This window comes from Streptosporangium sp. NPDC005286 (assembly GCF_040607515.1).
In the GTDB taxonomy this organism is placed as follows: Bacteria; Actinomycetota; Actinomycetes; order Streptosporangiales; family Streptosporangiaceae; genus Streptosporangium.
The window spans coordinates 29383-51328 of the sequence record NZ_JBEXGU010000056.1 but is presented as its reverse complement, the minus strand read 5'-3'; the positions used below and the strand labels follow the sequence as shown (position 1 = coordinate 51328).

At 69.9% G+C, this 21946-nt stretch carries 18 protein-coding genes; 8 read left to right on the top strand and 10 right to left on the bottom strand.

Going from position 1 to position 21946, the window contains the following annotated elements:
• Both ABZU75_RS21520 and ABZU75_RS21515 read right to left on the bottom strand, forming a co-directional pair.
• Positions 1-982: MAB_1171c family putative transporter (locus ABZU75_RS21520; protein WP_355556842.1), on the bottom strand; the 982-nt coding region annotated here is incomplete at its 3' end.
• 211 nt (positions 983-1193) lie between these two features.
• The gene (locus tag ABZU75_RS21515) at positions 1194-2717 is read right to left on the bottom strand and encodes a glycosyltransferase family 39 protein (RefSeq protein ID WP_355556840.1); all 1524 of its coding nucleotides are present in this window, start codon (positions 2715-2717) and stop codon (positions 1194-1196) included.
• A 397-nt stretch (positions 2718-3114) separates the two neighbouring features.
• Between ABZU75_RS21515 and mppP the strand changes: the two genes are divergently transcribed.
• The 5 genes from mppP to ABZU75_RS21490 all read left to right on the top strand — a co-directional run bounded on the left by mppP (position 3115) and on the right by ABZU75_RS21490 (position 8897).
• The gene (gene mppP / locus ABZU75_RS21510) at positions 3115-4263 is read left to right on the top strand and encodes an enduracididine biosynthesis enzyme MppP (protein WP_355556837.1); all 1149 of its coding nucleotides are present in this window, start codon (positions 3115-3117) and stop codon (positions 4261-4263) included.
• Positions 4260-5486 (top strand): aminotransferase class I/II-fold pyridoxal phosphate-dependent enzyme, encoded by a 1227-nt coding sequence (locus tag ABZU75_RS21505; RefSeq protein ID WP_355556834.1) that lies wholly within the window; start codon positions 4260-4262, stop codon positions 5484-5486. Before mppP ends, ABZU75_RS21505 begins: the two co-directional genes overlap by 4 nt.
• A gap of 3 nt (positions 5487-5489) precedes the next feature.
• Positions 5490-6320 carry an enduracididine biosynthesis enzyme MppR gene (gene mppR, locus ABZU75_RS21500; protein ID WP_355556831.1) on the top strand — a complete coding sequence of 277 codons (831 nt, stop codon included), beginning with the start codon at positions 5490-5492 and terminating at the stop codon, positions 6318-6320.
• Positions 6321-6510: 190 nt separating this feature from the next.
• Positions 6511-6960 carry a helix-turn-helix domain-containing protein gene (locus ABZU75_RS21495; RefSeq protein ID WP_355556828.1) on the top strand — a complete coding sequence of 150 codons (450 nt, stop codon included), beginning with the start codon at positions 6511-6513 and terminating at the stop codon, positions 6958-6960.
• A gap of 1013 nt (positions 6961-7973) precedes the next feature.
• Positions 7974-8897, top strand: coding sequence for a hypothetical protein (locus ABZU75_RS21490; RefSeq protein ID WP_355556825.1), 924 nt, complete (start codon positions 7974-7976; stop codon positions 8895-8897).
• 94 nt (positions 8898-8991) lie between these two features.
• Here the strand turns inward: ABZU75_RS21490 and ABZU75_RS21485 are convergent, their stop codons facing one another.
• The 4 genes from ABZU75_RS21485 to ABZU75_RS21470 are packed head-to-tail and all read right to left on the bottom strand — an operon-like array spanning position 8992 to position 14726.
• Entirely contained in the window at positions 8992-10155 is a 1164-nt protein-coding gene (locus ABZU75_RS21485; protein WP_350916796.1) for an acyl-CoA dehydrogenase family protein, read from the bottom strand.
• Entirely contained in the window at positions 10152-11099 is a 948-nt protein-coding gene (locus tag ABZU75_RS21480) for a hydroxymethylglutaryl-CoA lyase (RefSeq protein ID WP_355556822.1), read from the bottom strand. The genes ABZU75_RS21485 and ABZU75_RS21480 overlap by 4 nt, the downstream gene beginning before the upstream one ends.
• Before the next feature lie 37 nt (positions 11100-11136).
• Positions 11137-13149, bottom strand: coding sequence for a biotin carboxylase N-terminal domain-containing protein (locus ABZU75_RS21475; protein ID WP_355556819.1), 2013 nt, complete (start codon positions 13147-13149; stop codon positions 11137-11139).
• A gap of 8 nt (positions 13150-13157) precedes the next feature.
• Positions 13158-14726 (bottom strand): carboxyl transferase domain-containing protein, encoded by a 1569-nt coding sequence (locus ABZU75_RS21470; protein ID WP_355556816.1) that lies wholly within the window; start codon positions 14724-14726, stop codon positions 13158-13160.
• A gap of 90 nt (positions 14727-14816) precedes the next feature.
• Here ABZU75_RS21470 and ABZU75_RS21465 point away from each other — a divergent pair, with 90 nt between their 5' ends.
• On the top strand, positions 14817-15416 hold the full coding sequence (locus ABZU75_RS21465) for a TetR/AcrR family transcriptional regulator (RefSeq protein WP_355556813.1): 600 nt from the start codon (positions 14817-14819) through the stop codon (positions 15414-15416).
• Positions 15417-15422: 6 nt separating this feature from the next.
• Here ABZU75_RS21465 and ABZU75_RS21460 read toward each other — a convergent pair whose 3' ends face one another.
• Positions 15423-16292 carry a universal stress protein gene (locus ABZU75_RS21460; RefSeq protein ID WP_355556810.1) on the bottom strand — a complete coding sequence of 290 codons (870 nt, stop codon included), beginning with the start codon at positions 16290-16292 and terminating at the stop codon, positions 15423-15425.
• Positions 16293-16549: 257 nt separating this feature from the next.
• On the opposite strand from ABZU75_RS21460, the gene ABZU75_RS21455 reads away from it, so the two are divergent.
• Both ABZU75_RS21455 and ABZU75_RS21450 read left to right on the top strand, forming a co-directional pair.
• Positions 16550-18766: a thiamine pyrophosphate-dependent enzyme gene (locus tag ABZU75_RS21455; RefSeq protein WP_355556807.1), complete on the top strand. Its 2217-nt coding sequence runs from the start codon at positions 16550-16552 to the stop codon at positions 18764-18766.
• A gap of 144 nt (positions 18767-18910) precedes the next feature.
• Positions 18911-19264 carry a hypothetical protein gene (locus ABZU75_RS21450; RefSeq protein WP_355556804.1) on the top strand — a complete coding sequence of 118 codons (354 nt, stop codon included), beginning with the start codon at positions 18911-18913 and terminating at the stop codon, positions 19262-19264.
• 46 nt (positions 19265-19310) lie between these two features.
• Here the strand turns inward: ABZU75_RS21450 and ABZU75_RS21445 are convergent, their stop codons facing one another.
• Genes ABZU75_RS21445 through ABZU75_RS21435 form a run of 3 tightly spaced genes read right to left on the bottom strand, consistent with a single transcriptional unit; the run spans position 19311 to position 21877 of the window.
• Entirely contained in the window at positions 19311-20456 is a 1146-nt protein-coding gene (locus ABZU75_RS21445) for a magnesium and cobalt transport protein CorA (protein ID WP_350916772.1), read from the bottom strand.
• A 10-nt stretch (positions 20457-20466) separates the two neighbouring features.
• On the bottom strand, positions 20467-20943 hold the full coding sequence (locus ABZU75_RS21440) for a nuclear transport factor 2 family protein (protein WP_350916769.1): 477 nt from the start codon (positions 20941-20943) through the stop codon (positions 20467-20469).
• A 16-nt stretch (positions 20944-20959) separates the two neighbouring features.
• Positions 20960-21877 carry an amidohydrolase family protein gene (locus ABZU75_RS21435; protein ID WP_355556844.1) on the bottom strand — a complete coding sequence of 306 codons (918 nt, stop codon included), beginning with the start codon at positions 21875-21877 and terminating at the stop codon, positions 20960-20962.
• Positions 21878-21946: the final 69 nt, after the last annotated feature.

The following is a 21946-nucleotide window of genomic DNA, read 5'->3' as shown; positions in this document are numbered from 1 at the left end:
GCGCCCCCCGCCCGCCGGGGCCCCGGGGCGCGGGGGGGCCCCCCCCGGGGCGCGGCCCCCCCCCCCCCGCCGCGGCCGCGACGGCGGGGTCCAGGTGATGCCGTACGATCATCCGGCCGTCCCGGATCTCGATGACCCGCCGGTACAGGCGCAGGCCGAGGTCGCGCGGTGGCAGCAGGCCGGCCAGCCGGTGCGGCGGCCGCAGCAGGGCGATCTGCGGGTTGGCCCGGTACAGATCTCCCCAGAGCGGGCGCAGCACCGTGTAGACGCGGTAGCGATGGAACCACTCCAGCAGGGCGGGCACCCGCAAGAGCGCCCCCCACGCCGGCATGGTGGCGCCCAGCGGGACGCATACGAACGCGACCAGGGCGAGCACGGCGTCCAGCACGTGACCGAGCGGCCGGGCGTGGTCGTCCCCTAAGGCGGCCACGGCCGGCAGCAGTGCCTTGTTGACGTGGTACGCCAGGGCCGCGACCAGGCCGGCGACGACCAGCTTCTGCCCGATTCCAGCGGAGACGTCGCCGCTCAGGGGGAACATTCGTCTGGATCGCTGCATGATGAGCGAGGCGAGCAGCTCCGCCTCCCGTTCCTCGACGCCCGGGTAGGAGCCGCGGCTCAGAACCCTGTGCACCATCCCGGAGTCCAGATTGGGCATGAGCAGCCGTACCTGCTCGGCGGCCGACAGGTCGGTCACATCGTGCCCGCACAGCAGATGGCTCAGCTCGTGGAGAATGATGTGTTCCTGGTGCGGTGGCGTGGTCACCTGCTCGTAGAAGATCAGATCGGCACCGTCGACGGCCACCCACAGCCCCATCACGCCGCGCCGGCTCCTCATGGGCTCCAGCCGGATGGTGCGGCTGCGCCTTCGCGCCACCGTGTCGCACAGCTTCCCGGCGTCGAACGGCATGGGCAGCGGGAGCTCGCTCAGTATCTCGTCACACCTGCGGCGCAGCCGCCTGAAACTCGCCCCTGAACGGGTCATCGTGATTCTCGAAAAAGAACGAGAGTGGACCCGCCGCACCACCCGAGGGATGCTTTCCGCCCCCGGAGAACCACGGTCAGAATTCCAGAACGGCGACGTCCGCGGACTCTTCGAGCCCGCGGACCAATGTCTTCATCGACTGACCCACCCCCGTGAGTTCTCCATGTCCTATCCCGGCCGAGCCTAGCAGGCCGGAAATTGGGTCGTGGTCTCAGAATGTACCCAGCCAGCGCAGTTCAGGCCATATCCGCGACCACGGTTCACGGGGGTCACGGCACACCAGGATCTCCTTACCCTGCTCGAAATGGGGAAACTCGAAATCGAGCGTGCCACCGAGCTCGCACCGCCCGAACAGTCTGGAGAACGAGGCACGGTCCACACCGACGGCTATGACAACCGTTTTATCGTCCGCCGGACGACCGAAATCAGCATAGGAATTGTTGCCGCTGTACTCCCGCGGCAGTCCGTAACCGGGGCCGTACAGCGCGACGGCACCCGCCTCGCCGTAGTTGTGGCCGTAGACGACAGCCCGTGCCCGGTCGGCCTCCGGCAGCGACCGGTAGACCGCGGCCACCTGTCCCGCCAGCCCCTGCCAGCCCGTCTGGCCGAACTGCTCCTCGCCCAGCGCCGCCAGCACGGGATCGCGGGCGTACACGGCGGCGGGGAGGACCGGCATCACCATCACCATCGCCAGCAGCGCGTTCCCGGCCACCGCCAGCCCGACCCAGATCCGGCGCGGGATCGTCGCCGCCCAACCGGCGGCGCGGACGCATCCCGCCACCAGCAGCACGGTCAGCAGACCCTCGGTGTACCGGGGGGCGCCACCGGCCAGGAGCAGGACCACCACCATGACCAGGTAGGCCACGGCGAGCGAGCGGTAGGCGCGCCACTCGGGCCGGCGTAGCAGGGCCAGCAGTCCCACAACCCACACCGGGGTCAGGAACGGGCCGATCATCAGTATCTGTCCCACGAAGAAGTTGATCACGCTTCCGACCCCGAACGGCTCGGACAGGCTCCCGGCCATCGCGAACTGGGGCCAGCCGTTCAGCGCCTGCCAGACCAGGCCGGGCGCGGCGACCAGCGCGGCGACCCCGGCGCCGGTCGGCAGATACCCGCTGCGCAGCACCCGTCTGGGCCCCGTGACCAGCAGCCCCGCCGCGAGGCAGATCACCAGCAGCACCACGAGGTACTTCGCGAGCAGTCCGATCCCGACCACCGCGCCGGCGACCGGCCAGAGCCTCTCCTCGCCGGTACGGATGACACGGATCACCAGCCAGCACGCGGTCACCCAGACGAGGTGGTCCACGGCGGTGGGGTGGAGCACGTGCCCGGCGGCGAACGACGCCAGCGAGCCGGCCGTCGCGCACGCCGCGAGCAGCTGCGCCCGGCCGCCCCCGCCGAGTTCGCGGGCGATGAGCCCGGCGACCAGCACGGCGACTCCGGCCAGCAGCGCCGGCACGACGCGGATCGCGACCAGGTTGTCGCCGAACAGCGCCATCTGCGCCCGGGCCAGCAGCGGGATCAGGGGCGGCTGGTCCACGTATCCCCAGTCGAGATGCCCCGCGGCCACCCGGAAGTAGAGTTCGTCGACGTAGTACCCCTGCCCTCCGGAAAGCAGCAGGAACACGGCGACCGCTCCGCCGGAGACAGCCGCGAGGGGTCCCCGGCGCACCGGCGACATCGCCGCCCCGTTTTTTTCCGCGGATGGTTCTGGAATGGCCGTCACGGTCGACATTTAAGAGCACCTCTCATTCTCGATCCACGACCCGCCACGGCATGCCGGACATTCTCATCCGCAAAGTAGGCGTTCCATATTGAACCGTCATGCCGACAGTACAGCCGCTGGTGACAGCATGACGGGGGCGTCGCAGACGGGCAACGACATTGAATCCTCGGGAAAATATGCAGCTCGCGTATTGAACAACCAGGCGCTTGCGAACATTCTTTTCATGCATTATTTTTCCCTCAACACCCCTGTCGTTTCGTGTGATCGATAACCGCATTCCGCGGCACCGGTCGACCGGCGGTCCACGAACGGTTACCCCCGGATTCGACAGGGATTTTTCGAATGCCGGAAAACAGATGTCCCCGGCTGCCCCACACTCCCGAACCACCCATGCGAGGTGAACGGAATGCAGGAAACCCGAACGGTGCCCGCCAGTTCAGAGCTGGACGTCGGCAATCTCACCCAGTTCGAGTATCTGGCCCTGAACAGCCCGCTGAACATCGCCGACGCGCACGCCCGCCAAGGGCTCACCGCGGGACAGGCCCGGATCATCGACGACCTGCCGAACCTGTTCCTCAAGGCCGCCGAACTCCCGGTCGAGGAGGTGGAGCGGGAAGCCCACCGCGCGTACTTCGGGCTACTCGGCCAGCACAGCTACCCGGGCGACGACGGCCGTGTGCTGGCCTGCTACTCCTCCTCCGTGGCCATGGAGATCCTCGCCCGCTCCCTGGCCGGCGCGATGAGCTCGGTCGCGCTGATCCACCCCACCTTCGACAACATCCCGGACATCCTCCGCGGTGTCGGGCTGGACCTGGTGCCGGTGGCCGAGGAACGGCTGGGGGAGGACGACCTCGACGACATCCTGGGCTCGGTGGGCTGCGTCTTCGTCACCACACCGAACAACCCGACCGGCCGGGTGCTGTCCGAGGAGGGCCTGCGCAGGCTCGCCGGGCAGTGCGCGGAGCGCGACCTGGTCCTGGCGCTGGACACCTCGTTCCGCGGGTTCGACCCCGCCGGCCACTACGACCACTACCGGGTGCTGGGGGACAGCGGGTGCCGCTGGGTCGTCATCGAGGACACCGGCAAGCTGTGGCCGACGCTCGACCTCAAGGTCGGCTGGCTGGTGACGGCGGCCAACCTCGGCCTGCCGGTGGCCAAGATCTACTCCGACATCCTGCTGGGCGTGTCCCCGATGGTGCTCGCGCTGGTCCAGCGGTTCTCCGAGGACGCCGCGGACGGCGGCCTCGCCGACCTGCACCGCTTCGTGGCGGAGAACCGCGCCCTGGTGCGGGAAGGGCTGGCCGGGGTGCCGGGGATCCACTTCCCCGACCCGCACAGCAGGGCCAGCGTGGAACGGGTGAACGTCGGCGCGCGGTCGGCCCTGGACGTGTGGTCCAGCCTGCGGGACCACAACGTGTACGTGCTGCCCTGCCAGAAGTTCCACTGGGCGAACCCGCCCGAGGGGAACAGTACCCTCAGGATCGCGCTGGCCAGGTCCGCCGCTCCCCTCAGGGAGGCGACCCGGGCGCTGCGCTCCGTACTGCTCTCACGATGAGAACCGACGCGGGCGAGGCCGCGACGGTTCCGGCGGAGACCGCGGGACCCCTGTCGCACGCGCGCTCCTGGCGGGCGGGGGTCGTGCAGTCGCTCCCCCCTCCCGGCGTGTTCGACCTGGGGCCGGGCTACCTCGAACCCGGCCTGCTCCCGGTCGACCTGCTGGGAGCCGCCTACGCGCGGGCACTGGAGGAGTACGGCTCGGCCGCGCTCGGCTACGGCGACGACCGGGGCGCGCTCGACCTCCGCGCCGCGCTGGCGGAACGGACCGCCCAGGCGGACGGCATCGCCTGCGGGCCCGGAAACGTGCTGGTCACCGCAGGCATCTCGCAGGCTCTCCAGCTGCTCGCCACCACCCTGGCGGATCCGGGGGATGTGGTCCTCGTCGAGGAGACCTGCTACGACCTGGGACGCCTGATCCTCACCGACTGCGGGATGCGGCTGCGCGAGGTGCGCTCGGACTCCGGGGGCATGGATCCGGACGCGTTGCGCGAGGCCCTGGCCGAGGAACGGGCCGCGTTCGTCTACCTGAACCCCACCTTCCACAACCCCACCGGCCGGGTCGTCCCCGTCGCGCGGCGACGTGAGTTGCTGTCCGTCGCGTCCCGCCACGGGACCCCGGTCGTGGAGGACGACGCCTACGCCGAACTGCATCTCGGCGAGGCCCCCGCTCCCCCCTCCATGGCGGGGCTCGCGAGCTACCACGGGGTGATCCGGCTGCGCACCTTCTCCAAGACGCTCGCCCCGGGGCTGCGCCTGGGCTGGCTGCTCGCCGGAACCGAGACCGTCGACCGGCTCGCCGGTCACGGGCTGTTCCGCAGCGGCGGCTGCCTGAACCACACCGCCGCGCTCGCGGTGGCCGCCCTGGTGCGCGCCGGCGACTACGACCGTCACCTGGACTGGCTGCGAGCCAGGTTGCGGGAGAGGCGTGACACGCTCGTCGACACCCTGCTGGCCAACCTGGACGACGGTTTCGAGCTCGACCGGCCGGACGGCGGTTTCTTCGTCTGGCTCCGCGCCCGCCACCGGCAGCGCGAGCCCGACCTGCTCGGCGCGGCGAGCGGTGCCGGGGTCGAGGTGGCCGCGGGCTCCCGCTTCGGCGGCACGACGCGGCCGGCCATCCGGCTGGCCTACAGCTTCAACTCCCCCTCGCGGCTGGCCTTCGCCGCCCGGCGGCTGGCCGCGGCCTGGAACGCGTTACCGGCGCACACGGATCGGACCTGACGCATGCGATCGATCGAGACGACCATCCCCTCCACTCCGATGGCGGGCCCGCACGGCTACACCCTGCCGCTCTCCCCCTCCGGGGGCTCGGCGATGGTCACCCCGCCGCCCTGGCACTTCTCCGGCGACGTCATCATGGTCGACTACCGCGTGGACCCGGCCGCGGCCGCACGGTTCCTGCCGCCCGAGCTGGAGCCGGGGCCCGACCCCGGCGAGGCCGCCGCGATCTTCGCCGAGTGGCAGTGGTGCTCGGAGTCCGGGGCCGAACTGGCCGACCCGGCGCGATGCCGGTTCGCCGAGTTCCTGATCCTGATCTCCTGCCGGTATCGGGGGCGGCATCTCGCGCGATGCCCGTACGCCTGGGTGGACAGCCCGGTCCCGCTGATGCGCGGCTGGATCCAGGGCATGCCCAAGCAGTTCGGCACCGTCCACCAGATCCGGCCGGTGGCGGTCGGCCGCGCGGGTCCCCGGCTGGCCGGTGGGGGACGGTTCGGCGGGGTCCTGTCCGTAGACGGACGGCGTACCGCCGAGGCGACCGTCACGCTGGACGGCCGGATCGACCGGCCGCCGCTTCTGCACACGGTCCCGCTGGTGCACACCCGGCTGTTCCCCTCCTGGGTGCCGTCGGAGGCGCCGCTGAACCGGCTCGTCGTCTCGGAGGTCACCGACATCGAGTTCTCCGACATCTGGGCGGGATCGGCCGACCTGCGCCTCCTCGACGTGCCGGACGCCGACCTGGCCGGCCTGGCCCCCGTCGAGGTGGGCAGGGGGTACGTGTTCTCCTACGCGGAGACGCTGCATCACGGCCGGCCGCTGACGGATGACGACAGGTGACGACACCCCCGGGAAAACATCAGGATATTTCATCTAATGTTCCGCCCGGCGGACCTCGCAGCAACCGATCCACAAGAACAACAAACTGTCGTTGGTCCATATACACACTGCCACCCACCCCAGTTGACGCCCTGGTATCCTTCGACCTGCGACCCGGGCCTGCCCAGGCCGGTCCGCGCGGGAAGGACACATGCCAGACACCTCGCCAGCCGGCTCGCCGGACACACGGCGGACCCTCGCGGCGAAGCTGGACCATCTCTTCCACACGGTCCACCCGCGTGACGGCGGCGAGTACAGCTTCGAGGAGGTCGCCGAGGCGCTTCGCACGGCCGGCGGCCCGACCATATCGGCTACCTACATCTGGCAGCTGCGAAAAGGCATCCGCGACAACCCGACCAAACGGCATCTCGAAGCCCTGGCGGGATTCTTCGGTGTCCCTCCGGCCTACTTCTTCGACGAAACGGCAGCCGAGCGGATCGACGCCGAACTCGCGCTGCTGACCGCCATCCGGGACACGCACGTCCGGCAGCTCGCGCTGCGCGCGGCCGGTCTCTCCCCCAAGAGCCTGAACGCCATCACCGAGATGATCGAGCGGGTACGCGAGCTGGAAGGACTGCCCGACACCACGGAGAAGCCGTGAGCACCCGCCCTCCTCGCGGAGGCAGGCAGGCCCGCGGACGCCACCCTCGCCTTCGCCCGCTCATCCTCCGGTATCCCGCACCGCTCCCGCCGGGCGGTCGACGACGCACCGACCTGTTCGGACCGGTGTCCAAGTAAAGTTCAAGTCGTATCCAAGATCGTGTGAGAAGACTTCTCCGGGAGATCTCCTGAGGGAGAAATCAGGTGACCGGATACGACGGCGCGGAAATCTGCGGTCTCGCCCGCTCACGCTGTTCCGGCACGACTTTCCCCGCCCTCGGGCAAGGAAGTGAGTGAAGGAGAAAGTCATGAGAACACGCGGAATCATCGGTGTGGCGGTCGCCGCCGCCCCGGCCGGTGGGCTCCTCGTCCCGGCGCTCCCGGCCTCGGCCGCCGATCATCACCATCAGGACCGGCAAGATCCTGGAACCACGGACCGGCACCAACCTGTTCCTCAAGTGCCCCGACAACCATCCGTGGTAAACGACCGCAGGGACAACCGGCCACTACACCCGATGAAGGAACACCGGCGGCAACTGTCCGTCTTCTTCAGGAACGAACCCCGCTTGAAGAACATGTCGGCGAGCGCACTCCGGTCAGGCCGTTCCAGGGCCTGACCGGAGTTCGGAAATCGCTCTCACCTCATAACGCTCCACGACGATCCGTTGGGCGCGCACTCTCGACCTTCCTGGTGTTTCACCAGGTCGGAGACATCTCATATCGCTCCGCGCAGCCGAGTCCAACGATGTCGAGCAACCGGTCGACCGCGGAATCCACGAAGGGTCACTTCAGTTCCGCGTCGATTCAGAAACGACGTCGGCCGGAAATCGTGTAGAGTTGCATATTTTTCCGAATTTAATAACAAAGAGGAGGTTTCCGTTGTCAGGAAATACGGAAGTTACCGATCAAGGCTCTTCGACGCGGCATTCCGAAACGAGGTCGGCTTCCATATCCGATACGCCCGCCGTTCCTGCCGCCTTTTCTGTGGCCCCTGGGCCTGCCCGGGGCCTGTCCGTGCTGGAGCCGCATACGGTACTGACGGCATCCGAGCTCTACTCACGCATCTGCGTGAGAGATCCCTACTTCGCCCTCAAGGACGTCACGGTGATGCGGCAGGGCGAGGTGGCGGCCAGGGTGCCCGTGCAACAGGACCCAGACATGGAGGCCGGCTGCATCGGCATCGCCGAAGCGGGCCGCCACCTGGCGATTCTTGGCTCATGCGCCGCGGCCGTGGCGGCGCCTCGGGAGGGCCAGCACTTCTACCTGGCAACGGGCGCCCGCGGACAGTGGCTGAACCCGGAGCCGCAGGCGCGCGCCTCGGAGTTGCTCCGGGGCTCGGCGCAGGCGGAGCACACCGGCGAGCGCACCGCCAAAGCACACACGCTGCTGTCCTCGCCCGACGGCACTCCACTGATGCGCTTGGATGTGGACTACGACGTGCTGCCGGCCGCCACCTTCGCACGTCTGTTCGCCAAGGCGCGTGTGGACATGCGTCGCGAGCCGCGCCTCGACGACGGAGTCCGGCGCGCGCCCGAGGAGTGGGCCGAGCTGCGGCAGAACCCGTACGGCAAGCCCCTGGCGCTGCGTGACTGGCACCCGGACGGCGAATGCCTCAGTGCCACACTGGGCCCGGTGACAGCGGACATGTGCAAGGGCCACTTTGCCCTGCACCCGGCGATGCCGGTGGCCGTTGTCGCCGGTGGCATGACGCGAGTGGCCACCACACTGCTGCGCCGGCTGGAGGGTGCGCCATCGGCTCGCTGCGTGACGAAGGGCGTACGCCTGGTAGCGCATAGCCTCGCCTACGCGGGGCAAACGATGAGGTTCAGCGCGCACCGCCGTACCCGCGAGGGCGCTGACCATGACTTCCGCTGCTGGGCCGAGGTGGGCGAGCGCGTGGTGGCGGAGCTCGACATCACCTTCACCCGTGTGGACTGAGTCGCCTCAGTCCTGGGCGATCATCAACCCGTCCGGCTTTGTCGAAGCGGGCCCGGCCTCCTCACCCGCGACCGGGCCCGCCGCCTTCCAGCACTCAGAGGTCGCCGAGTCCCAGCTCGCGGGCGATCAGCATGCGCTGGACCTCGCTGGTGCCCTCGCCGATCTCCAGGATCTTGGCGTCGCGGTAGAAGCGGCCGACCGGGTATTCGTTCATGAACCCGTAGCCGCCGAAGATCTGGGTGGCGTCGCGGGCGTTGTCCATGGCGGCGTCGCCGGCGACGAGCTTGGCGATGGCCGCCTCCTTCTTGAACGGCTCCCCCGCGAGCATCTTCTCCGCGGCGTGGTAGTAGGCCAGGCGGGCGGTGTGGGTGCGCACCTCCATATCGGCGATCTTGAACTGGATGGCCTGGTAGTGGCCGATGGGGTGGCCGAACGCCCGGCGCTCGCGGACGTAGCGCAGCGACTCGTCCACGCAGCCCTGGGCCAGCCCGGTGGAGAGCGCGGCGATGGCGATGCGGCCCTCGTCGAGGGTCTGCAGGAACTGCGCGTAGCCGCGCCCGCGCTCGCCGAGCAGGTTCCGCGCCGGGACCCTGCAGTCGTCGAAGGAGAGCCCGCGGGTGTCGGAGCAGTTCCAGCCCACCTTGGAGTACTTCTTGGCCACGGTGAGGCCCGGGGTGCCCGCCGGCACCAGGATCGTGGAGATCTCCTTCTTGCCGTCGGCCCGCTCGCCGGTGATCGCGGCCACACCGATGACGCCGGTGATGTCGGTGCCGGAGTTGGTGATGAACGCCTTCGTGCCGTTGATCACCCACTCGTCGCCGTCCAGCACCGCCGTGGTGCGCATGCCGCCCGGCACGTCGGAGCCGCCGCCCGGCTCGGTGAGACCGAAGGCGCCCAGCATCTCGCCCGACGTCAGCCGGGGCAGCCACTCGGCGCGCTGCTCGGCCGTGCCGAACCGGTAGATCGGCATGGCGCCCAGCGACACCGCGGCCTCGACGGTGATCGACACGCTGGAGTCGACCCTGGCCAGTTCCTCCAGGGCCAGGCAGAGCGCGAAGTAGTCGCCGCCCATGCCACCGTACTCCTCGGAGATCGGCAGCCCGAACAGGCCCATCGCGCCCATCTGCCGCACGATGTCGTAGGGGAACTCCTCGCGCTCGTAGAGGTCGCCGATCACCGGGGCCACCACGTCGCGGGCGAACGCCTCGACGGTCTTGCGTAGCTCCTCGTACTCGCCGGTCAGCTTGGGCATGGTCACTCCTTCTCCACGGGGGTGCGGGACGGGCTCCCGGCCAGGGCCTGGACGACCCGCGACGGGCTGGGGCGGCCGAGCCTGCCGGCCAGCCAGGTGCTGGTCTCCACCAGCGACGGAAGATCAAGGCCGGTCTCGACGCCGAGACCGTGCAGCATCCAGACCAGGTCCTCGGTGGCGAGGTTGCCGGTGGCGCTCTCGGCGTACGGGCAACCGCCGATGCCTCCGGTGGAGGCGTCGACCACCCTCACGCCCTCCCGCAGCGCGGTGAGCGTGTTGGCCAGGGCCTGGCCGTAGGTGTCGTGGAAGTGGACCGCGAGCCGGGAGGGGTCACCGAAGGCCTCGATCAGCGCGGCGACGTGGCCGGCGGTGCCGACGCCGATGGTGTCGCCGAGCGACAGCTCGAAGCAGCCCAGGTCGAGCAGCCTGCGCCCGACGGAGACGACCTGGGCGATCGGCGTCGGGCCCTCCCAAGGGTCACCGAAGCACATCGACACGTACGCCCTGACCTTCAGGCCGTGCGCCAGCGCCCGTGCGACCACCGGCTCGAACATGTCGAACTGCGACTCCAGCGTCCGGTTGAGGTTCCGGCCCGCGAACGTCTCGGTGGCGCTCGCGAAGATCGCGATCTCCTGGACGCCGTGTTCGAGCGCGCGGTCCAGGCCGCGCTCGTTGGGCACGAGCACCGGGTAGCGCACACCGGGGACCCGCTCCATGACCGTCAGCAACTCCGAGGCGTCGGCGAGCTGGGGCACCCACTTGGGGTGCACGAAGCTGGTGGCCTCGATCACCCGGTGTCCCGCGGCGGCCAGCCGGGCGATGAACTCGGCCTTGACCCGGACGGGGACCACCGCCGCCTCGTTCTGCAGCCCGTCGCGCGGCCCGACCTCGTAGATCGTGACCCGCTCGGGCAGTCCCTCCGCCCCGATCCTCTGCGGCTCGCGCATCATGCCCCCTCGCCTCCCTGACGTTCCGGTACGGCGCGCATCACCGCTCCTGTCCGCCGACCACGGCCAGCACGGCGTCCATGCCGACCGCCTGGCCCGTCCGGACCCGCAGCTCGGCGACGACCCCGTCGATCGGCGCGGTCACGGTGTGCTCCATCTTCATCGCCTCCACGATGAGCAGCGGCTGCCCCTCGGTGACCCGGTCACCGGCGGCCACCTTCACCACCAGAACGGTGCCCGGCATCGGGCTGCGGACCAGACCGTCCCCCGGACCGCCCGCGCCCGCCCGGTCGCCGGGGTCGCCCAGGTGGCGGTGGGTGAACGCCCAGGCGTCGCCGTCGCGGCCGAGCCACACCGTGTCGCCGTCCCTGGCGACGGCGTAGCGCCTCGCGGTCTCACCGAGGGTGACGAGCAGGTCGTCGCCCTCGTCGGCCAGCAGCGCCCGTACCGTCTCGGCGCCGGCATCCGCGCCGTCGCCGGAGAGGTCGCCGGAGAGCAGGACCTCGGCGCCGGAGGCGGGCAGGCCGCGCACCCTGAGCTCGTGGACCCCGTCGCGGCTCTCCAGCCGGTAGACGGTCCACGCCGCCTCGCCCAGCCGCCAGCCGTCGGGGACGTCCCACGGGTCGGCGTGCCCCGCGGGGACGTGCTCGCGGTGCAGGACCAGGGCCGCGGCGGTCAGCACGTCGTCGGGGACGCCCGCACGGGAGACCAGCTCGTCGAGGTGGCGCTCGACGAGGCCGGTGTCGAGGTCTCCCGCGACCACCGCGGGATGGCCGATCAGGGCGCGCAGGAAGGAGATGTTGGTGGGCACCCCGAGCACGGCCGTGGCCGCGAGCGCCCCGTCGAGCCGCCGCAGGGCGCTCGCCCGGTCCGGCCCCCAGGCGATGACCTTCGACAGCATCGGGTCGTAGTCGCTGCCGACCACGCCCCCGGCCAGCAGACCGGAGTCGACCCGCACGCCGGGCGGCTCGCGCAGCGCGAGGACCCGGCCCCCGGTCGGCAGGAAGCCCCGGAAGGGATCTTCCGCGTAGACCCGGGCCTCGACGGCGTGACCGTCGAGCCGCACCTGCTCCTGGGTGAGCGGGAGGGGCTCGCCGGCGGCGACCCTGAGCTGGAGCTCGACCAGGTCCAGGCCGGTGACCAGCTCGGTGACGGGGTGCTCGACCTGCAGGCGGGTGTTCATCTCCATGAAGTAGTAGTCGCCGGTGGAGCCCTGGACGATGAACTCCACGGTGCCGGCACCGGTGTAGCCGACGGACCTGGCGGCCTCGACCGCCGCGGCGCCCATCGCGGCCCTGGTCGCGGCGTCGAGAAGCGGGGAGGGTGCCTCCTCGACGATCTTCTGGTGGCGGCGCTGCAGGCTGCACTCGCGCTCGCCCAGGTGGATGACGCCGCCGTGGGCGTCGGCCATCACCTGGATCTCGATGTGCCGGGGGTTCTCCACGAACCGCTCGATCAGCAGGGTCGCGTCACCGAACGCGGCGGCGGCCGTGCGGCGGGCGGACGCCAGCGCCTCCGGCAGCTCCGCCGCGGAGCGCACGAGCACCATGCCCTTGCCCCCGCCGCCCGCCGAGGGCTTGATCAGCGCGGGGAAGCCGATCCGCTCGGCGGCCTCGGCCAGGTCGTCGCCCGGCTCGGCTCCGCCGGGGACGACGGGGACGCCGGCCGCGGAGACGGTGGCCTTGGCGCGGATCTTGTCGCCCATGGCCTCGACGGCCTCCGGCGGCGGGCCGACGAAGACGAGCCCGGCCTCGGCGCAGCGCCGGGCGAAGGCGGCGTTCTCCGCGAGGAAGCCGTAGCCGGGGTGCACGGCCTGGGCTCCGGTCGCCGCCGCGGCGGCGAGGATGCCGTCGACGTCGAGGTAGCCGCCGGCGAGCCGTACCGCGACATCGGCCTCGCGGACGTGCCGCGCCCCGGCGTCGGCGTCGCTGTGCACGGCCACGGAACGGATGCCCAGTCTGCTGAGCGTGCGGGTGATCCGCAGGGCGATCTCGCCGCGGTTGGCGACGAGGACGGTGTCGAACATCCGGCGGGGTGCTGATGGTTGGGTCATGGGTGCGGTCACATCCGGAAGACGCCGTAGCCGACAGGGTCGAGGGGGGCATTGGCCGAGGCTGACAGGGCCAGGCCCAGGACGGTTCGGGTGTCGAGGGGGTCGATGACCCCGTCGTCCCAGAGGCGGGCCGTGGAGTAGTAGGGGTTGCCCTGCTCCTCGTACTGCCCGCGGATGGCGTCGGGGTCGGCGTTGCCGACCGTGGACAGGACGTTGGCGGCCTGCTCGCCGCCCATCACCGAGATCCGGGCTCCGGGCCACATCCACAGGAACCGGGGCGAGTAGGCGCGCCCGGCCATCGCGTAGTTGCCGGCCCCGAACGAGCCGCCGACGACCACGGTGAACTTGGGCACCCGGGCGCAGGCGACGGCGGTGACCATCTTCGCGCCGTGCTTGGCGATCCCGCCCGCCTCGTAGGCCCGGCCGACCATGAACCCGCTGATGTTCTGCAGGAAGACCAGCGGGGTGTTGCGCCGGTCGCACAGTTCGATGAAATGGGCGCCCTTGAGCGCCGACTCGCCGAACAGGATGCCGTTGTTGGCGATGATCCCGACGGGGTGACCGTGGATGCGGGCGAACCCGGTGACGAGCGTGCTGCCGTACTCGGCCTTGAACTCGCCGAACCTGCTGCCGTCGACGACGCGGGCGATGATCTCACGGACGTCGTACGGGGTGCGGGTGTCGGCGGGGACGATGCCGTACAGGTCGCGGGGGTCGCAGACCGGCTCCTCCGATGGCAGGCGCTCCCAGGGGGAGGGCGTGCGCGGCGCGAGGGTGGAGACGATGTCCCGGACGATCCTCAGCGCGTGGCGGTCGTCGTCGGCGAGATGGTCGGTGACGCCGCTGACCCGGGCGTGCAGGTCGCCGCCGCCCAGGTCCTCGGCGCTGACCTCCTCGCCGGTGGCCGCCTTCACCAGCGGCGGGCCACCGAGGAAGATCGTGCCCTGGTTGCGGACGATCACCGCCTCGTCGCTCATCGCCGGGACGTAGGCGCCGCCCGCCGTGCAGGAGCCGAGGACCGCGGCGATCTGCGGGATGCCGCGCGCCGACATGGTGGCCTGGTTGTAGAAGATCCGGCCGAAGTGCTCGCGGTCCGGGAAGACCTCGTCCTGCCTGGGCAGGAACGCGCCCCCGGAGTCGACGAGGTAGACGCAGGGCAGGTTGTTGTGGAGGGCGACCTCCTGGGCCCGCAGGTGCTTCTTGACGGTGATCGGGTAGTAGGTGCCGCCCTTGACGGTGGCGTCGTTGGCGACGATCACGCACTCGCGGCCGGAGACCCGGCCCACCCCGGTGATGATCCCGGCGGCGGGCGCCTCGTCCCCGTACATCCCTCCCGCGGCCAGCTGGGAGAGCTCCAGGAATCGCGAGCCGGGGTCGAGGAGGGAGTCGACGCGGTCGCGGGGCAGCAGCTTGCCCCGGGAGACGTGCCTGGCGCGCGACTTCTCCGGGCCTCCCAGCCTCGCGGCCGCGACGCGTTCCCCGAGGTCGGCGACCAGCCGCTCATTGACCTCGGCGTTGCGCCTGAAACCCTCGCCACCCGGGTCGCAGGTGCTTCGCAGCACCGGCCAGCCACTCATGCGGGCCCTCCTGTCCGGCTCCGTCGCCGCTGGGTTAAGGATCACTAACTTCACCGCAGATGTTAGTCATTATTAACGTTACCGTCTACCATGCGGAAGGTGACGACTGCCCAGCCCGCTACCCGCAATCGCGGCTCGCGGCGCGCCGAGATCCTGGACGCCGCGGCGAGACTGTTCGCGGCGCGCGGCTTCCACGGTGTCTCGATCGAGGACATCGGCGGCGCGGTCGGCACCTCGGGTCCGGCCCTCTACCGGCATTTCAGCGGCAAGGAGGCTCTGCTCTCCGAGATGCTGCTGGACGTCAGCGAGCGCCTGCACGCCTCGGGCACCCGCCGCGTGACCGAGGCAGCCGGCGCCGAGCAGGCCCTGAACGCCCTGCTCAGCTGCCAGATCGAATTCGCGCTGAGCCACCCGGCACTGATCACGGTGCACGACAGGGAGCTGGACAACGTACCCGAGCCCGCCCGGCGACGGATCCGCAGGCTCCAGAGACTGTACGTCGAGGAGTGGGTCACCGTGCTGAGCGAGCTCTACCCGGGCCGTTCCCAGGCCGAGCTGCGCGCCGCGACCCACGCCGTCTTCGGGCTGCTCAACTCCACACCGCACAGCGCCGGGGAACTACCGCCCGCGGCGATGGCCGAACTGCTGCGCGGCATGGCCCGCGCGGCGCTGGCCACATCCCAAGGTTAGCAATCACTAACTCATGATGTGGGCACCCTTGCGCGGGGACGTGAGCCACGCCTGCGAGGGGTTCACCATGACCGTGCACGGCGCCTCGCGCAGCAGCATCTGGCAGGCCGGGCCGATGGGGAGGCCCGGCGGGTCGTCGTGCTCCCTGTCGGCCACCACCATCAGGTCCGAGCGGTCGGCCGCGGCACGGAGCACCTCGACGTGGGATCTCGTCTCGATCATGGTCTCCACCTCCAGCTGCGGATACCTCTCCTCCCACAGCGCGACGTTGGTGTTGAAGCGGACCGCCACCCGCCGGGTGTCGTCGGCGCCCTCGGGGCAGAGGCAGATCACCAGCAGCGTCGCCCTGCGCAGCCTCGCCTCCTCGAAGGCCAGGCCGAGCTCCGCCGACTCCAGGTGCGCGTCCTCCACGGCGATCGCGACGCGGTCGGTGCGGAGGTGGCCCGGCTGCCTGACGACGGCCACCGGGCAGCGGGCGTGCGAGGCGACCTGGACCGTCGTCGAGCCGATCTCCAGCTCGTCGAAACCGCCGGAGCCGCGCGGGCCGATCGCGACCAGCTCGGCCGCACCCGACACGCTCACCAGGGCCGCCCCCGGCGACCCCTCCACCAGCTGGCCGCGCACCTGTGCCCGGGGGGCCAGATCGTGCGCCAGGGCCAGCCCCCTCTCCAGGATGTGCGAGCCCATGCGCCGGATGACCGCGGTGGTCTCGTGGGTGACGGAGAGCATCGGGTAGGGCCACTGCCAGGCGTGACAGATCAGCAACGGGAGGAATCTGAGGCGGGCCTCCTCAAGGGCCCAGCGCAGTGCCCGCCGGCTCTCCACGGAGTCGTCGTATCCGACGACCACCGGCCGCTCATCGTCCTGTACCAGCATTGCGGCTCCCCTCCCGCGTCACTCACCTTCCATACTTCACTGATCCTCACGCTCGGTAAGGCGACCATTCACAAGTCTTGCCTCGTTTTCCGGCTCGCACCGGCAAAGACACCTCCTTGACCATTGTTTCCGATAATCAGCAGTAAATTCTGACAACCCGTCATGGAAAACTGTTACATGAGGCCGATCCACGACCCCGCCGCACCAAAGATGTCAAGGTTGAGGACGGCGTCCGCCGAGGAGGACATAATCGGGCTGTGGCGCGCGACACTGTTGAGACCCACTTCACCGAGGCCGTGGCCGCCCTCTCCCCCGGGGCGCCGCGCGATCCCGGCCTTCCCGTACGGGAGGGCACGACCCTGACCGGGGCCCGCTGCCGCGAGCTGTTCGAGTTCCAGCTGGGCAGCAGGCTGCTGGACGTCACCGCCCGCTGGCTTCGTGAGCAGGGGCAGGGCTTCTACACCATCGGCTCGGCCGGACACGAGGGCAACGCCGCGATCGCCGCCGCGCTGCGCGTCACCGACCCCGTCCTCCCGCACTACCGGTCCGGCGCCTTCTACCTGACCCGGTCGGCGATGGCGGGACGGCTGCCCGAGGAGGGGATGCGCGACGTGCTGCTCGGCCTGACCGCCTCGGCCGAGGAGCCGATGGCCGGCGGGCGGCACAAGGTCTTCGGCCACCCCGACCTGGCGGTGATCCCGCAGACCTCCACGATCGCCAGCCACCTGCCGCGCGCGGTGGGCGTGGCCTTCGCCATCGAGCGCACCCGCCAGCTCGGCCTGCCGGGGCCGTGGCCGGCCGACGCGATCGCGATGTGCAGCTTCGGCGACGCCTCGACGAACCACGCCAGCGCCCTGTCGGGACTCAACACCGCCGCCTACTGCTCCTACCAGAAGCTGGCGCTGCCGGTCCTGTTCGTCTGCGAGGACAACGGCCTGGGCATCAGCGTGCGCACCCCCGAGGGCTGGGTCAAGGCCGCCCACCACCCACTGTTGAGGTACTTCGAGGCCGACGGCTGCGACCTGGCCGACGTCCACGACGTGGCGCTGGCCGCCGCCGACCACGTCCGCTCGAATCGAGCCCCGGCCCTGCTGCGCGTCGACACCGTCCGGCTGATGGGCCACGCAGGGTCGGACGTGGAGCTTTCCTACCGGAGCAAACGGGAGATCGACGCCGACCTCGCGCGCGATCCGCTCGTCACGACCGCCAGGCTGCTCGTCGAGGCCGGTCTGACCACCCCCGACGAGCTGCTGCTCCGCTATGAGACGACGCGCGAACACCTGTTCAAGATGGCCATGGAGAGCTCACGGCGGCCCCGGCTGGTCTCCGCCCTCGACATCGTCGAACCGCTGGCCCCGCGCACCCCCGCCGCCGTCGCCGCGGCCGGCAGGAACGTCGCAGCCCCCGAGGCCAGGGCGAGGGCCTTCGGCGGCAGACTCCCCGAACAGGAGGGTCCGCTGACCCTCTCCCAGGCCATCAACCGCACCCTCACCGACGCCCTGGCCGCCCACCCCGACGTGCTGGTCTTCGGTGAGGACGTGGCGCGCAAGGGCGGCGTCTACGGCGTCACCCGCGGCCTGCAGAAACGCTTCGGTCTCGGCCGGGTCTTCGACACCCACCTCGACGAGCAGGCGGTGCTCGGCCTGGCACTCGGCTCGGGGGTCTCCGGCCTGCTGCCGGTGCCCGAGATCCAGTACCTGGCCTACCTGCACAACGCCCTGGACCAGATCCGCGGCGAGGCCGCGACGCTCCAGTTCTTCTCCCGGGGCGCCTTCCGCAACCCGATGGTGCTGCGCGTCGCCTCCTACGCCTACCAGAAGGGCTTCGGCGGCCACTTCCACAACGACAACTCCGTCGCCGCGCTGCGCGACATCCCCGGCCTGGTCGTGGCCTCCCCCGCGCGTCCCGATGACGCCGCCTCGATGCTGCGCACCTGCCTGGCCGCCGCCCGCACCGACGGCAGCGTCTGCGTCTTCCTTGAGCCCATCGCGCTGTACAGCACCCGCGACATGTTCGAGGAGGGCGACAACGGCTGGCTCTCCCCGTACGCGCCCCCGGCCCGCTGGGCGGAGACGCACATCCCGATCGGGCGCGCCCGCAGCTACGGCGACGGCCGCGACCTGACGATCGTGACCTTCGGCAACGGCCTGCGGATGAGCCTGCGCGCCGCGGTCAGGCTCACCGCCGAGGGGCACAGCTGCCGTGTGCTCGACCTGCGCTGGCTCTCCCCCCTGCCGGTGGAGGATCTGATGCGGGCCGCCGAGCTGACCGGAAGGGTGCTGATCGCCGACGAGACCCGCCGTAGCGGAGGGGTCTCGGAGAGCATCGTCGCCGAGCTGATCGACGCGGGTTTCACCGGCAGGATCGCCCGGGTGACCTCCTTCGACAGCTTCATCCCGCTGGGCGAGGCGTCCAGGCACGTGCTGCTGTCGGAGGCCGAGATCGAGGCCGCCGCCCGCAAACTGCTCAGCTGATTCCTCCGGACCGAAATCCCGGAACCCGCCTCCACCATGTCACCCGTACGTGTTCAATTGGATGCGCACTGTTACGGATCGCGACTCCGGCTCGTAGCCGGACAGCCCTCCGTTTCCCCCTGAGCAGGAGGTACCATGCCCGGAGTGGCGATTGGAAACACAGGTCAGCGCCTGACGGAGTTGGAGGCTCATGCCTTCAAGACGAGCGCAGACCTGGCGTACATCAAGGAGACCCTGAATGATCTCCCTAAGATCGTCCGCGAGGAGGTCATGACCTACACCGCGCCGATGTTCGAAGAGATCATGAACAGGATGGCCACCAAGGAGGACCTCTCCGCTCTCTCCACCAAGGTCGACGGTCTGGAGACCAAGGTCGACAACCTGGAGACGAAGATGGACGCCCGTATGGACTCCATGGATACTCGCATGGACTCTATGGAGACTCGTATGGACTCCATGGAAGGCAAGCTCGACCTGATTCTGGCCAAGCTCAACTGACGGTGCGGATGTGCGGAGTGCACTCCCCGCCTCGCCGGGAGTGCACTCAGAGCCAGTCTCGGCGTTTGAACACCAGATACAGGGTGAGACAGACGCCCGCCATGAGCAGGACCGCGAAGGGGTAGCCCCACGTCCAGTGGATCTCGGGCATCACGTCGAAGTTCATTCCGTAGATGGTGCCGACGAGGGTGGGGGCGAACAGGATGGCGGCCCAGGCGGAGATCTTCTTGACCTCCTCGTTCTGGGCGTTGCTCGCCTCGGTGAGCCTGGTCATGTGCTCGTTCTGGGCCTGGGCGACCATGGTCGAGTTGACCACGAGGATGTCGTGGAGCATCTGGCGGAAGCCGCTGACCCGCTCCGCGACGGTGATCGCGTGGTCGGCCACGTCCCGCAGGTATCTCTGCAGTTCCTCGTCCACCCCGTACTTGGCGGCCCCCGCGATGAAGCCCTCGATCATGCCCAGCAGCGGCTGGGTGGCCCGCTGGAACTCGATCACCTCGCGCGACAGCTCGTAGATGCGGCGGGAGACCCCGGGCTCGTTGCCGAAGACCTGCACCTCGATCTCGTCGATGTCGTTCTGCAGACCGGCGACCACGGGGGCGTAGCCGTCCACCACCGCGTCGAGGATGGCGTAGAGCACCGCCTGCGGGCCCTGGCCGAGCAGGTCGGGGTCGTGCTGCATCCTGCGGCGGACCTGTGACAGGTCGGGGGCCTCGCTGTGCCGTACGGTGATCACGAAGTTCTGGCCGACGAAGACGTGCAACTCGCCGAAGTCGACCTCCTCGGCCTCGTCGAGATACCTGGCGGGGCGGAGCACCACGAACAGGGTGTCGCCGTAGCGGTCGGCCTTGGGCCGCTGGTGAGCGACGATGGCGTCCTCGACCGCCAGCTCGTGCAGGTCGAACTTCTCGGCGACGTCGAGGATGACGCTGTCCTCCGGCCGGTAGAAGCCGATCCAGGCCATGCTGTCCGGGGTGTTCTTCAGGCACTCGAAGGCGTCGGGAAGAGACTCGGGGGTGGCGGCGCGATGCCCGTTGACGTAGATCGCGTTGTCGATGACGCGCGAGCGGGGTGGGACCGGCAGCCCGTCACCGGCGGATCTGGGGTCCATCGAACGCTCGGGAGACTCCCGACCGGCGCCGGGACGCCCACGCATCAGGCTTCGCAGGCCCCGCACTCGCCGGTCGGTCACACGTGTCTCCTTATCGGGTGGTCATGAACTCTTGCAGCGACTGCATCGCGGTGTTGCGGATCTTGGCCCTGAGCATCGGGGTCCAGCCGAGGATGATCCCGGTCGGCAGGCCCATGGCCATCTTGGACCAGCGCCGCAGGTCGAAGTCGTCGTGGTGGCGAACGATAAGTCCGTCCTCGAAACGGAAGAGAGCGTCGATTTCATTGACGACCCTCCTGCCCGTCTTGCCGAAGGTGTAACTGGCGGTCCAGTGCGCGGTGCCCTCGTACTGGCGGACGGCGATGTCGCGGACCTCCACCCCGAGGTCGGTACTGCGGCCGAGCAGCATCCGCCACATCCCCATGACCTTGTCGCGTCCTTCGAGGTCCTGGAAGACGGGGTCCCCGAACGTGACGTCGGGGTGGTAACAGCGCTCCATCTCGTCGGCGTCACGACGTGCGAAGGCGTCATAGAACGTCTTGATGAGCTCGGCGTTTCGGTCGTTCACGAGTCTCTCCCGATCATCAATGTCCTGCTGACCGAGTGTAGTGCGCCGAAAGGTCAAGGAGATTGTCCGCATTGTTCCAGCACACCGCGCGGAGCCAGTCGTCGCCCAGGTCGAGCCTGTCCAGCGCGTGGAGCTGGTGGGCGTAGGGGTGGGGGATGTTGGGGAAGTCACTGCCGAGCAGGACCTTGCCGGCCAGCCCGAGGTCACGCAGGCGCGGCCGGAGGCGCGCGGGGAACGGCGTACCACGCTCGGCGAAGTCGGTGAAGGTCATCGTGGTGTCGAGCCGCACATTCGTGAAGGTCTCGGCCAGCTCGAAGAACTCGTCGTACTCCGGCATGCCGAGGTGCGCCACGACCAGCGGCAGGGCGGGATGGCGCTCCAGTACCCCGCGGACCGGCACCGGCCCCGTGCAGCGGCCGGGCAGCGGGATCGAGCTGGCGTGGACGACGACGGGAACGCCCCGCTCGGCCAGCAGCCCCCACACGTCGTCGATCTCCTCACACCTGGGGTCGAAGTCGCCGACCTGGAGGTGGACCTTGAAGATCCGCGCCCCACGGCCGAGCGCGTCCCGGACATAGCCAAGGACTCCAGGTTCGGGGTAGAAGGTGGCCGAGGGCAGACATTCCGCCGTACGGCGGGCGAAGTCGAGTGTCCATTCGTTGAGGCTCTCGGCCATGCCCGGCCGGTGCGCGTAGGCGAGGGCGGAGAAGGCCCGCACCCCGAGCGCCCGCAGCCGATCGACCCGCTCCTCGACGGGCAGCCGGTAGTGGATCCGCCACCCTTTCCCCATCAGCGGACCGCCGTGCTCGAAGTGGTGCCAGACCCGGCGCTCCATGCGCTCGGGCAGGAAGTGGACGTGCACGTCCGCCAGGCCGGGCAGGCCAAGCCCACGCCACCAGGCGGAGACGCCGGCGTCCGCGAGTTCCGGAATCATGTTCTGCACGACCTCGACTTTATCGCCAGCACACCGGCAGTCGTGGGACGCTTTGCTCTCATGCCGCGA

Excerpts from the sequence above, each read along its gene's own strand:
- ABZU75_RS21465 (WP_355556813.1), top strand. The coding sequence starts at position 14,817 with ATGCGGAAGGTGACGACTGCCCAGCCCGCTACCCGCAATCGCGGCTCG.
- mppP (WP_355556837.1), top strand. The coding sequence starts at position 3,115 with ATGCAGGAAACCCGAACGGTGCCCGCCAGTTCAGAGCTGGACGTCGGC.
- ABZU75_RS21480 (WP_355556822.1), bottom strand. The coding sequence starts at position 11,099 with ATGATGCGCGAGCCGCAGAGGATCGGGGCGGAGGGACTGCCCGAGCGG.
- ABZU75_RS21460 (WP_355556810.1), bottom strand. The coding sequence starts at position 16,292 with ATGCTGGTACAGGACGATGAGCGGCCGGTGGTCGTCGGATACGACGAC.
- ABZU75_RS21515 (WP_355556840.1), bottom strand. The coding sequence starts at position 2,717 with ATGTCGACCGTGACGGCCATTCCAGAACCATCCGCGGAAAAAAACGGG.
- ABZU75_RS21470 (WP_355556816.1), bottom strand. The coding sequence starts at position 14,726 with ATGAGTGGCTGGCCGGTGCTGCGAAGCACCTGCGACCCGGGTGGCGAG.
- mppR (WP_355556831.1), top strand. The coding sequence starts at position 5,490 with ATGCGATCGATCGAGACGACCATCCCCTCCACTCCGATGGCGGGCCCG.
- ABZU75_RS21435 (WP_355556844.1), bottom strand. The coding sequence starts at position 21,877 with ATGATTCCGGAACTCGCGGACGCCGGCGTCTCCGCCTGGTGGCGTGGG.
- ABZU75_RS21475 (WP_355556819.1), bottom strand. The coding sequence starts at position 13,149 with ATGACCCAACCATCAGCACCCCGCCGGATGTTCGACACCGTCCTCGTC.
- ABZU75_RS21505 (WP_355556834.1), top strand. The coding sequence starts at position 4,260 with ATGAGAACCGACGCGGGCGAGGCCGCGACGGTTCCGGCGGAGACCGCG.
- ABZU75_RS21495 (WP_355556828.1), top strand. The coding sequence starts at position 6,511 with ATGCCAGACACCTCGCCAGCCGGCTCGCCGGACACACGGCGGACCCTC.